Below are 11661 nucleotides of genomic sequence, written 5' to 3'. Positions count from 1 at the left end.
GGCTTTCAGCCAGCGCGCGTGGCGGTGATATCGAACGAGAGCTTCAGTTCATCTTTGACGCGGATCGTGCCGAGACCGAGCGAGGGAGGGGTGATCTTGTAGTCGGATTGGCGTAAAGTGAACTCCCCACGCGCATGCAAAGTCTCGCCGTCAAACGAGGCGAGCGCGTTGATGACGAGCGGGCGCGTCACACCGTGCAAGGAGAGATCGCCCGCGATCCTTATGCGATACTGGCCATCGCCGACCTTTTGCGCTTGCACTTCGGTGCTGTGAAAGACGATCTCGGGATATTTTGAGGTCTCGAGCACTTCGGTGCGCATCGTCTGCTCGATCTGGCGCCGATCGCTTTCGCTCACCTTGTCGATGACTGTAAGCGAAGCCGCGCGCACAACGATGGTGAGCGACGCGCCGCGCAAACTCTCCGGATCGGCGATCTGCACGTCGCCTGAAAGATCGCGCGCGGCGATGGTGTGGTTGTGGCCGAAGGGAGAAAGGAGTCCGCCGACGAACGCGCGCACGATCAATTGACTTCGCCGTGCGTCTACGCGATAGTGAACCGCAGCTTCGCTCGGCAGCGGAGCGCGACGACTTGCGGGGCGAGAGGAGGCGGATATCTGAAGGATAAGAAGGGCGATGATTAGAAGATGGCATGTTTTCCGTGACATGGTGGCTCCTCTCGGCGGCTTCGCAGATTTCGATGCGCTCAAATCTCATCTCGATGTCTACCGAATCACGCCGCTAGATGTCTTCAGCGAAGGCGGGGAGATTCGAAAGGGGCGTTGAATGTTTCGCGTCGGGGCCAGTTTCAGCGGGCATCTGGAAACGAGGGCAGAACTGGCGCATGCGCGCGCCTTCTTCGATGAACCGCGCACGTTCATCGATCTGATGCCGAACGTTCAGGAGATCGTCGTCAACGCCGACGGCACGCGCCGTTGGCTGATCCAAGCCGAAGTGCCTTGGCTCGGGCGGATGAGCATGGGGTTTAAGGTGCGCCGAGTCGAGGACGAAGAATGTTTGATCGAATGGGTGCCCGTAATAGGCGAGCAACGCAATCTCCTGCGTTACGCGCTCGCTTTCGAAAGAAAGGGCGGGCGGACATCGGTGCGCATCGTTCAACAGATCGAGCTGCGACGCGCGCGCGCCTCCGAGTTGCACAGGTTGGCGGGGGTGCTCGGCGCTGACAGGATCAGCGCCGAGATGCAAAGTCGTTTGCGCGAAATCATGGGGACTTTCCTGCGGCGCGCGCGTGAAAGATTGGATCGGGCCGACGTTGCGCTTCATGGTCCATAAGTCACAACCGGTTTGACTCAGATGCCCGTCGTCATCTGCATGGCTCTAGCCGCGATCGCCCGCGCTTGGTTAAAATAGCGCGGGGATTTTCTTCCGAAGATCGTTGATAAGTGGAGCGGTTGATGGTGAGATGAGGGTTAGGATCTACACGACGCGCTGGTGCGGTGATTGTCACAACGCCAAGCGTTTTTTGAAGGAGCGAGGTATCGAATACGAAGAGATCGACATCGAAGAGAAAGAGAGCGCAGCCGAGTATGTGATGAAGATCAACGGCGGCAAACGGAAGGTGCCGACCTTTGAGATCGACGGGCGCGCGTTCGCTCTTTCGCCTTACGACGAACGGCGTTTGCGCGCGGAACTCGGATTGAATTCATGACGGCGGCGAGCGTCTCGAGCATGGCAAGACGGGATTTCGGGAGATTATGGGGGCGAGCGTGACGCGCAGAGTGGTACGTGCGGTGGGGTGGCGATTGGCCAAGCGTCTGATCAGGCCGATCCCGCTCGTCGGGACGGCGGTGGCGCTCGGATTGGCCGGTCACGAGATAAAGAAGAAAGGGTTGTTGCGCGGACTGGTCCATGTCGGATTGGACGCGACGCCGGTTGTCGGCACGATCAAAGGTGTGATCGAGATTTTCAGTGGCGATCTGATCCGTGACAAGGAGCATCGGTCGCGCGGGATGGGCGCGTCGGCGAGTTAACGGCGCGCGACGAGCAACAAGCGGCGCTTGGCGCGCGGCAACGGAACCGCTTCATGCTCTATGCCGAGCGCGCTGAGTCGCGCGCTAAGTTCCGGCCCACCGAAAAGCAGCAAGGTGCTGCCGGGCGGCGCCCAAGCGATAAGCTGCGGCAGCATCTCGCCGAAGCGTTCGAGCGCGCGGCAGGTTATGACATCGACTTCGGGCGTCGGCAGCGATTCGAAGCGTTCGGCGATGACTTCGGCTTTTTCGATCCTTGTGGCGCGCAAAGCCTCGCGCAGGAAGATCGCCTTCTTGCGCGAAGCTTCGATGAGCTTCGCGCTCAGATCGGAGCGCGCAATCAAGCACGGGATGATGGGAAGCCCGGCGCCAGATCCGACGTCGGCGACGCGCGCGCCTGCGGGAAGGTGCTCGCTGGCGAAGAGCGATTCGAGGACATGGCGTGTGGCAAATTCCGCTGGCGAGCATGGGCCGGTTAGATGAAGACGGGCGTTCCAAACGGTCAATAGCTGATGGTACTTGCGCAGCCTGGCTATCTGGTCCGGAGTCAAACGAACGTTGAAGTCCGCCGCCCCTTCGATGAGGGCGCGAGCGAACTCATCGGTCTCTGCGGTCATCTTCTCTTTCATCCGGCGATCGGTTAAAACTCTACCGCTTTTTAAGTCCGGTGGGAACTCTGCGCTGCTCGCTTCGGCAAACGCTAAGATTCGGATCGTAACGTTCGAAGCCGATGGTAAAGGATCGGTCAATTGAAAGGTTATGGATAGCGTTCGGAAAGCGTCGGTTGCGCTGATCGGGCTTGCGCTTCTCCTTTCGAGAGGCGGCGGGTGCGCCGTCCTCGGCGCGCAGAATGGAGCGCAGGTTGAGCCGCGTTCGCTCCCCGCGATACGCTCGCGGGCCGAATTCGATGCGCTGGCGCGCGTGTACACGGACGCGAACGTGCCGCTTCCACACGTCCTTTTCGTCATCGACCGACAAGACGGCGATCGCATCTACTACATCAACTCGAAACGCTACCGCTTCCATCGCGATTTCGTCAATGGCACCTATCTTTCGCTCGAACGCGGGCAGGAGTTCTTCGACAACAACTATTTGAAACCGAACCGGCGATTCATCCTCGGCACCATCGCCTATCAGGCGCCGGTCGGAAAGTGGACCTTTGAGTTTTGGGAAGGAGATCGGATCACGGCGGATCTGATCTCCTTGACGGCGGAGAAGCTTCGCCAAACCTTCTTCGCGCCCATCGCTTTCAAACCGAATTCGACCCATCAAGAGCGAGAAGCCGCGAGGGTTGGCGGATTGGAGATCGTCCTTCCGTCGGAGATCTTGCGCGAACAGGAGTACCAGCCGCTCAACGTCGCGCGCGGCATCGGACGCATACACATCATCAAGAGACTCGACGAGCACACGGATATTCACTTCAATGAGATCGTCGTGCTCGACGAAGTGCCGCTTCACCTTCCGCCCGTCGCTGGCATCATCACTTCACAACCTTCGACGCCGCTATCGCACATCAACCTGCTCGCTAAATCGTGGGGCGTGCCGAACGCTTACATCAAGAACGCGACCGAGGTTTTGAAAGAGTACGATGGCTGGTGGGTGACGTTTGAGACGAAGCCGGATTCGTATGCGATCAAGCGGGCCGATCTCAAACAGCTCGATGAGTATCAAAAAAGGCTGAAGGCGCGGCTCGACATCATGACGCCGCGTTATGATCTTTCAGTGCGGCGGTTGGCGAGCCTGAGCGAACAGCGGGCGCGCGACGTGGTCGCCTATGGCGCCAAATCGGCCAATCTCGGCGAAGTGATGCGCGCGCGATTGGCCGGCGTCATCGTGCCGCGTGGATTTACAATCCCGTTCTTCTACTACGACCAGTTCGTGCGCGAAAATGGCCTCGATGAGGCGATCTACGAGCTTTTGAACGATCAACGTTTCGTCCACGATCCGGCTTACAGGCGCGAGCAACTGGCGGCCTTGCGCGAGAAGTTCCAGCGCGGGCGCATGAACGATCGGCTGCGCGCGATGGTTCTGGCGCGCTTCCATCGCGAATTCCGGGGCCGAGGCGTCTTCGTTCGCAGTTCGACCAATTCGGAGGATCTGCCCAATTTCAACGGCGCGGGGCTCTACACCACCGTGCCGAACGTGCGCACGGATGGGCAATTGATCGAGGCGATCAAGACGGTCTGGGGATCGGTTTGGAACTTCGAAGCGTATGAAGCGCGCGAACGCGCCGGAATTGATCACACGAAGGTTTTCATGGCCGTCCTCATTCAAGAGGGGATCAACGCCGATAGCGCTGGCGTGATGATCACCACCGATCCGTTCAACGAAGAGAATCACGATGCCGTTTACATCAGCGCCAAACGCGGGCTCGGCATCAAGGTGGTCGAGGGGCAAAAGATCGCCGAACAGGTGATCTACCGTCCGGCGAGCGACACGGTGCAAGTGCTGACGCGCTCGGCGGAGGATAGCCTTTTGACTTTCGATGAGCGGGGTGGGGTCAAAGAGGTCCCCATCACAGGCGATCGCGCGGTCTTGACTGATGAGATGGCGCGGCGGCTGGCGCGCGTCGGCCTTGCGCTCAAAAAGGTCTTCGGCGGGCGCGATCAGGACGTTGAATGGGTCTATATGCGCGGACAGCTCTACATCGTGCAATCGCGCCCCTACATCGCTGGTCGCGGAGGTTCGTGATGGGAGATAAAAGCAGACGACAAGTTGCGGTGTTCTGCGCCATGCTGCTCGCTCTTTGCTCGTGTGCGAGCGAGCGGCAGCGTGCGGCGCAGGTCGTAAACGGCAACGCCGCGTTCGCGCAGAACGCGAATCAGAGGGGCGATGCGGCACAGTTCGATGCCGAGATCGAGAGGCTGGAGAAAGAGGCGACTATCAATCCCGGCGATGATGATATAAGATTAGCGCTTTCGCGCGCCTATCTGGCCCGCGCCAATGCGCGGCGCGAGGCTGGGCAGTTGCGCGAGGCGCTCAAAGACTACAGCACCGCTCTGCGTTATGACCCAGATAACGGAGACGCGCAGCGTGCGGTCGTTTCCGTCATGGACCAGTTGCAACAGGAGCGCGGCGCCGCGGCCCGCGAGGGCGATGTGCCGGAGCAACTGCCGATCACGCCGGATGTGATGGTCGGCGATGATAGCGCGACACCGAATCAAAAGGAGCACCGGAAAGAAAGGAGGTAAGCGGAACTGTCGCCGCGTTATCGCCTGCGGCGATGCTCATGGCGTGAGATGGAGATGTTGGTCATCCCGGCAATAGATCTGAAGGAGGGTCGCTGTGTGCGTTTGACGCAAGGGCGACGGTCGGATGTCAAAGTTTACGATGCCGATCCGGTCGACGTCGCAAAGAGTTTCGAGGATGCGGGCGCGCGCATGATCCACGTCGTCGATCTCGACGGCGCTTTCGAGGGGCCGAATTCGATCAATCGAAAGGTGGTGCGGCGCATCATTCGAGCGGTCGAAATACCGGTCCAGTTCGGCGGCGGGCTTCGTTCCGTACATGATGTGCAACAGATGATCGAATATGGCGCGGCGCAAGTCGTCATCGGCACGCTCGCGGCGGAATCTCCCGAAACGCTCGAACTGTTCGTGCAGCTTTTCGGCTTCCGCATCGCCGTCGGCATAGATGCACGCAACGGTCAGGTGGTCACGCACGGTTGGGAGAAGGAGGAGAAGATCTCTGCTATCGAACTTGCGCAGCGCGTCGCAGATGCGGGCGTCGATCGCATCGTCTACACGGACGTGACGCGGGATGGGACGCTGACAGGCGTCAACGTCGAACAGACTTGCGCCATCGCCCGCGAATCGGGTTTGAAAGTGACGGCTTCAGGCGGAGTCTCATCCCTCGATGACATCCGGCGATTAAAAGCTGCGCGCTCGTGTGGCATCGATAGCGTCATCGTCGGGAAGGCGCTTTACGAGGGGCGATTCACGCTGCAGGAGGCGTTACGTATTGCCTGAAGATGAGCTTTATGGTTAAAATTCATCGCATGAACGTCCTGACTTCACCTCTCTGTCGTCCCATTCCGGCGTGGCGTCCCGCCTTCGCCAGGCTAATCGACTAGACTTTTTGACGCGCAATCCGCGTAAAGGTTCAGCGGTCATCTTCCGCGAAGGCATGCGGTGGTAGAGGCCAGTAGTTTCGTCATATCTGATGAGCATGTACACGATTCAACCGGCATCTTTCGAAGAGTTCTTACAAGAAGCTGAGCGTGGAAACGTCGTGCCGGTCGTCCGCACCGTGCTCGCCGATCTGCAGACGCCGGTGAGCGCTTTCCTGCGCATCGCTGCTGACGCACGCCATGCTTTCCTGCTCGAATCGGTCGAAGGGGGCGAGCGCATCGCGCGCTATTCGTTTCTCGGCGCGCATCCCGAGATGATCGTGCGCGGGCGTGGGAACGCGACCATCATCGAGCGCGCCGAGGGGACGGAGAGGTTCGAGGGCGTGCGCGTCGTGGATTTCTTGCGCGACTACTTTCGCGCCAAAAGGCTCGCGCGAAGGAGCGGACTGGCACCGTTTGCGGGCGGAGCCGTTGGGTTTCTCGCCTATGATGCCGCGCGCTGGTTCGAACCCGTGCTCGATAGCGGTGAAGATCCAGAGACGGATGACGCCGCGCTGATGTTCTATCGCACGGTGCTCGCCTTCGACCGCGTGCGTCAGCAGATCGTCATCACAACGGTCGTCTTCACGGATGAAGCCGGAGGCGACCGTCGAAGGTTGCGCGAACTCTACGAGGAGGCGGTGGCGGAGACCGAGCGGATGGAGCGGAAGTTGGGCGAGAATCTGCCGCCAAAGTCGGCGCGGAAAGGGCCCGGGCGCGCTGCTGATCCGCTGCGATTACAATCGAACTGGACGCGCGAGGGTTTTCAGCAAGCGGTCCAGCGCGCCCGCGAGTACATCTACGCCGGAGATTGTTATCAGGTCGTCCTGTCGCAACGCTTCATGGTCGATGTCGTAGCTGACCCCGTCGAGATATATCGCGCCTTGCGCGTGCTCAATCCATCGCCTTACATGTTCTTCCTGCGCTTCGATCGCGAAGCGGTGGTCGGCGCGTCGCCCGAGATGCTCGTCCGCTGTCGCGGGCAGCGGCTCGATTACCGGCCCATCGCCGGCACGCGCAAGCGCGGCGCGACCGAAACGGAAGATTGGCTGCTCGGCGAAGAGATGCGCGCCGACGAAAAAGAGGTCGCCGAGCATATGATGCTCGTCGATCTCGGGCGCAACGATCTCGGGCGCGTCGCCGATTTCGGTTCGGTCGAGATAACCGATCTGATGACGATCGAAAAATACTCGCACGTACAACATCTGGTCACAGGGCTTCGCGCCCGTCTGCGCGATGATCTGGACCGGTTCGACGCGCTCGCCTCGTGCTTTCCGGCGGGGACCGTCACGGGCGCTCCCAAAGTGCGCGCCATGCAGATCATACGCGAGCTCGAACCCGATCGGCGCGGCATCTACGCGGGCACGGTCTTCTATGCCGACTATGCCGATAACCTCGATTCCTGCATCGCCATTCGCACGATGCATCTACGGGACGGGCGCGCCGAGGTGCAGGCCGGAGCCGGTATCGTCGCCGATTCCGTGCCCGAACGCGAGTACGAAGAGTCGGTCAACAAGGCGAGCGCGTTGCTGCGCGCCATCGAATGGGCTGAACAGGGATTGTAGAAGGTCCGGTGCGACCGAAAGCGCGAGAAACTGAGCGAGGAGTGACAGAAAGTTCGGTGAGGGCTGATGAGATTGGCGCACGCGCGAGTGTTTGATCGCATCCACGCTTGCATGCACGGAAAGTTCGATGAGGGCTGATGAGATTGGCGCACACGTCCCGATCGCTTTGCGCATCGCTGCTGCGATTGGCGGTCGCAACGGCGCTCGCCCTTTCGATGATGGCCTGCGTCGATCGGGCGCGATTTAAACCGAGTCCTGAAACGGCGCGGCGGGAACTGGCTTTGCGTGGTCTGGAGTTCAACGAACGTGAATTCATCCTGACGGTGCGCGATGGGAAACCGGGTTTGGTGAAGCTCTTTTTGATTGCGGGGATGGATCCGAACGCGCGCGATGAACGCGGCGAAGCGGCATTGTGCATTGCCGTCAGAGAGGGATCGGTCGAAGTCGCGCGCGCTCTCATCAAAGGCGGGAGCGACGTGAATGGGCCGAACTGCAAAGGCGTAACGCCGCTGATGCTCGCCGCGCGCGACGGCAAGCGTAAGATGGTCGAAGCGCTGCTCGATGGCGGAGCGGCTGTGAATGCGCATGCGCCGGTCAACGGGGCGACCGCCTTGATGTACGCTTCGTGGAGTGGCGATGATGAGTTGTTAAAGTTTCTGTTGGAACGGGGCGCGCAGGTCGATGCGCGCGATGGAGATGGGTTGACTGCGCTCCAATGGGCGGCCTCGCTCGGCAACGCGCGAGTGGTTGAGGCGCTTCTGGACGAAGGGGCGGATGTCAACGCGCAGAATGCAGTGAGAGGAACGGCGCTCATGATCGCCGCGGCGAAGGGGCATGCGCACGTTGTCGAACTTCTTCTGGAGCGCGGCGCGGATCCGCGTCTGCGCGATTGGCGTGGCAAAGACGCCATTTGGTGGGCCACTCAGGGCGGGCATGGAGAGATCGCGCGCGCGATCCGACGCGCGGCCAAGATGCGCGATTAGGGATCGTCCGTCGCGCGCGAGACGATCTTGACGAAGATGGGGGAGCGGTCATGCTTTTGGTGATCGATAATTACGACTCGTTCACTTACAACCTCGTGCAATATTTGGGCGAACTCGGCGCGCATCTTCATGTCAGGCGAAACGACGAAATCGCGCTCGATGAGATCGAGGAACTGGCGCCCGAACGGATCGTGATTTCGCCCGGACCGGGAACGCCCGATACGGCGGGCATCACGCTCGAGGTGATCCGTCGCTTCGGCGGGCGCGTTCCCATCTTGGGCGTCTGTTTGGGCCATCAAGCCATCGGGCAAGTCTTCGGCGGTCGCGTCGTGCGCGCGCCGGAACCGCTTCATGGCAAGACCTCCGAAATCTTTCACGATGGTCGGACGATCTTTCAAGATTTGCCTTATGGCTTTCAAGCCGGGCGATACCATTCTTTGATCGTCGAGCGCGAGACTCTGCCCGACTGTCTGGAGATTTCAGCGACGACGTCCGATGGCCTCATCATGGGATTGCGCCACCGCGAGATGAAGATCGAAGGCGTGCAGTTTCACCCTGAATCCGTCTTGACGACGGAAGGGAAAAGGCTGCTGGCGAATTTCTTGAAGCTTTGATGCTTGAGATCTGTGGTGTGTGGATGCTCGCATTCATTAGGAGTTTCTTGAAGCTTTGATGCTTGAGAGCGCTCGCGTTCGATCAAAGGTTGCGAGTGAAGATGCGGCAAATTCTCATCGTCGCTTGCGATATGCTCAGAGGCTACTGCATTCGCTTCACACGCGACGTGAAGACGCGGCCAGTTCTCATCGTCGCCTGCGATGCGAGTGGGGCGCGAAGGGAATAGCGCAGGGAAGAGAACGCCAGCGTCAAGATCGGTGAGGAGAGATGAGCGAAGAACGCAACGTTGGCCGTCCAGCGTGGTTGTTGCCGACGCCGCAAAGACGCGATGAGCCGCCGGCGACCGGAATCAAAGCGCTGCTCCTGCGTTTGATGCGCGGCGAGAGTTTGCAGCGGCAAGAGGCTTCCAGTCTTCTCGATGCGCTGCTCGCCGGAGATGCGACCGATGCGCAGATCGCGGCGGCGCTCGTCGCCTTGGCGGTCAAAGGCGAAACGGTCGAAGAGCTGGCCGGATTGGCCGAAGCGATGCGGGCGCGTGCTGTCAAGATACGGTCGCAGCATCGCGTCTTCATCGATACGGCGGGAACTGGATCGAGCTACGCCAAGACGTTCAACGTCTCGACGGCGGCGGCGTTCGTCATCGCCGGAGCCGGGTTGCCGGTCGCCAAGCACGGGAGCCGCGCGGCGACATCGCGCTCCGGCAGCGCCGACGTGCTCACGGCGCTCGGCGTGAACGTCTCCGTCGCGCCGGAGATCTCCGAACGGTGTTTGAACGAGATCGGCATCTGTTTCATGTTCGCGCCGCTTTACCATCGCGCGACGGCGCGCGTCGTCAGCGTGCGGCGCGAACTCGGCGTGCACACGACGTTCAATCTGCTCGGCCCATTGACCAATCCGGCAGGCGCGCCGCGCCAGATCATCGGCGTCTGGCATCCGGGGCTGGTCCAGTTGATCGCCCACACGCTGGCCCAGTTGGGAACGGAACGAGCCTGGGTCGTGCACGGGCGCGACGGCCTCGATGAAGTGACGCTCGCCGAAAGAACCGTGGTCGCGGAAGCGGAAGGCGGGCAAGTGAGATCTTTCGAGATCGCGCCGGAGGATTTCGGCCTTTCGCCGAGCGCGCTCGACCGTTTGCGCGGAGGTGACGCTGAGACGAACGCGCGCATCATCCGCGAAGTGCTCGAAGGGCGAAGACGCGATGCCGCACGCGCGCTCGTCATCGCCAATGCCGCCGCCGCGCTCTTTGTCGGCGGTCGCGCCGAAAACTTGCGCGAAGCCGCTCGCCTCGCCGAACAGAGCATAGATTCGGGCGCGGCACTTGAAAAGCTGACGTCGCTCGTCGCCGCGACGCAAAATGTGCCGGCGGCGTGAATGGCTTCCCGGGCGAGCTTGCGGGGCAGACCCGAAAGCCGGGGCGGGATCTTTCAGTAAGTTCGATAGCGTGGCGAGCCATACGCGCGAAGCCCTGAGAGGAAGGGGAGAACGGTGTCAGACGTATTGAGTCGAATACTCGAGACGAAGAGAAGAAAGGTCGAGCGCGCGCGTTCGACCATCTCCATCGAGATGATCGAGCGCGCCGCGCGAGATGAGAGGGGACGGCGAACGCCGCACAGCTTTCGCGCCGCATTGGCGCAAGAGGGAATAAACATCATCGCCGAGATAAAGCGCGCTTCGCCATCGAAAGGCACGATCAACGCCGACATAGATCCGGCGACGCTCGCGCGGCGATACGCCGCAGGTGGGGCGGCGGCAATCTCCGTTCTGACCGAAGAGGATCATTTTCGCGGTTCGCTCGATGATCTACGCGCCGTGCGTGCGGCGATTGACCTTCCAATCCTGCGCAAAGATTTCATCTTCGACGAGTTTCAGATCTATGAGGCGGCAGCAGCCGGGGCTGACGCCGTGCTTTTGATCGTCGCCGCGTTGGATGAGGCGACGCTCGCGCGCCTCCGTTCCGTCGCGGAGGGACTGGGGATGGACGCGCTGGTCGAGGTTCACACGGTGGAAGAGTTGAACCGGGCTCACGCCTGTGGGGCCAGCGTGATCGGCGTGAACAACCGCAACTTGCGCACGTTCGAGGTCTCGCTCCGTGCTTCTGAAGAGGTGGCCCAGCGCGCAAGGGATGGTGTTCTGCTCGTCAGCGAAAGCGGCCTGAGCGATGAGCGAGAGATCGAGAGTTTGACGCGGATGGGTTATCGCGCTTTTCTCATCGGCGAGGCGCTCATGCGCGCTCCCGATCCCGCCGATCTGTTGCGCAGGTTGCGTCGCGCGCAGAGGTGACGAAGAGCGCGCGTTCTTCGGCTGATGATCTTCGGATTTGAGGCGACGCGCGCATGCGCCGCCGCCACGCCCGCTTCGGCGGAGGATTCTGCCTGCTGCGAGGCGGCGTGAGCGGGAGAAATTAG

At 61.0% G+C, this 11661-nt stretch carries 13 protein-coding genes; 11 read left to right on the top strand and 2 right to left on the bottom strand.

What is annotated here, in order from left to right:
• Positions 1–5: 5 nt before the first annotated feature.
• A complete protein-coding gene (locus PYK22_RS08660) occupies positions 6–665 on the bottom strand; it encodes a YceI family protein (protein WP_083437728.1) in 660 nt (219 codons plus the stop codon).
• Between the two features lie 118 nt (positions 666–783).
• On the opposite strand from PYK22_RS08660, the gene PYK22_RS08655 reads away from it, so the two are divergent.
• The 3 genes from PYK22_RS08655 (at position 784) to PYK22_RS08645 (ending at position 1988) form a co-directional block, all read left to right on the top strand.
• The gene (locus tag PYK22_RS08655; protein ID WP_041976234.1) at positions 784–1290 is read left to right on the top strand and encodes a hypothetical protein; all 507 of its coding nucleotides are present in this window, start codon (positions 784–786) and stop codon (positions 1288–1290) included.
• A 130-nt stretch (positions 1291–1420) separates the two neighbouring features.
• Positions 1421–1666: a glutaredoxin family protein gene (locus tag PYK22_RS08650; RefSeq protein ID WP_041976231.1), complete on the top strand. Its 246-nt coding sequence runs from the start codon at positions 1421–1423 to the stop codon at positions 1664–1666.
• A 58-nt stretch (positions 1667–1724) separates the two neighbouring features.
• Positions 1725–1988, top strand: a complete 264-nt coding sequence (locus PYK22_RS08645; RefSeq protein WP_162199821.1) for a hypothetical protein — start codon at positions 1725–1727, stop codon at positions 1986–1988.
• Here PYK22_RS08645 and rsmG read toward each other — a convergent pair.
• On the bottom strand, positions 1985–2602 hold the full coding sequence (rsmG, locus tag PYK22_RS17550) for a 16S rRNA (guanine(527)-N(7))-methyltransferase RsmG (protein WP_157770772.1): 618 nt from the start codon (positions 2600–2602) through the stop codon (positions 1985–1987). The two genes, PYK22_RS08645 and rsmG, sit on opposite strands and share 4 nt — an antisense overlap.
• A 142-nt stretch (positions 2603–2744) precedes the next feature.
• Between rsmG and PYK22_RS08635 the strand changes: the two genes are divergently transcribed.
• From PYK22_RS08635 to trpC, 8 genes are all read left to right on the top strand, one after another.
• Complete coding sequence (locus PYK22_RS08635) at positions 2745–4676, top strand: PEP/pyruvate-binding domain-containing protein (protein WP_041976227.1); 1932 nt, start codon at positions 2745–2747, stop codon at positions 4674–4676.
• The gene (locus PYK22_RS08630) at positions 4676–5176 is read left to right on the top strand and encodes a tetratricopeptide repeat protein (protein ID WP_041976225.1); all 501 of its coding nucleotides are present in this window, start codon (positions 4676–4678) and stop codon (positions 5174–5176) included. The genes PYK22_RS08635 and PYK22_RS08630 overlap by 1 nt, the downstream gene beginning before the upstream one ends.
• Before the next feature lie 54 nt (positions 5177–5230).
• On the top strand, positions 5231–5953 hold the full coding sequence (gene hisA, locus PYK22_RS08625) for a 1-(5-phosphoribosyl)-5-[(5-phosphoribosylamino)methylideneamino]imidazole-4-carboxamide isomerase (RefSeq protein WP_041976591.1): 723 nt from the start codon (positions 5231–5233) through the stop codon (positions 5951–5953).
• A gap of 199 nt (positions 5954–6152) precedes the next feature.
• Positions 6153–7658: an anthranilate synthase component I family protein gene (locus PYK22_RS08620; RefSeq protein ID WP_041976223.1), complete on the top strand. Its 1506-nt coding sequence runs from the start codon at positions 6153–6155 to the stop codon at positions 7656–7658.
• Positions 7659–7795: 137 nt separating this feature from the next.
• Positions 7796–8641 carry an ankyrin repeat domain-containing protein gene (locus tag PYK22_RS08615; protein WP_060635494.1) on the top strand — a complete coding sequence of 282 codons (846 nt, stop codon included), beginning with the start codon at positions 7796–7798 and terminating at the stop codon, positions 8639–8641.
• 50 nt (positions 8642–8691) lie between these two features.
• On the top strand, positions 8692–9255 hold the full coding sequence (locus PYK22_RS08610; protein WP_041976587.1) for an anthranilate synthase component II: 564 nt from the start codon (positions 8692–8694) through the stop codon (positions 9253–9255).
• A gap of 268 nt (positions 9256–9523) precedes the next feature.
• Positions 9524–10627: an anthranilate phosphoribosyltransferase gene (gene trpD, locus PYK22_RS08605; protein WP_083437726.1), complete on the top strand. Its 1104-nt coding sequence runs from the start codon at positions 9524–9526 to the stop codon at positions 10625–10627.
• A 114-nt stretch (positions 10628–10741) separates the two neighbouring features.
• On the top strand, positions 10742–11536 hold the full coding sequence (gene trpC / locus PYK22_RS08600) for an indole-3-glycerol phosphate synthase TrpC (RefSeq protein WP_041976222.1): 795 nt from the start codon (positions 10742–10744) through the stop codon (positions 11534–11536).
• The last annotated feature ends 125 nt before the right edge of the window (positions 11537–11661 follow it).

It is taken from the genome of Pyrinomonas methylaliphatogenes (assembly GCF_000820845.2).
GTDB classification, from domain to species: Bacteria; Acidobacteriota; Blastocatellia; order Pyrinomonadales; family Pyrinomonadaceae; genus Pyrinomonas; species Pyrinomonas methylaliphatogenes.
This window is presented reverse-complemented; position numbering and strand designations above follow the sequence as displayed.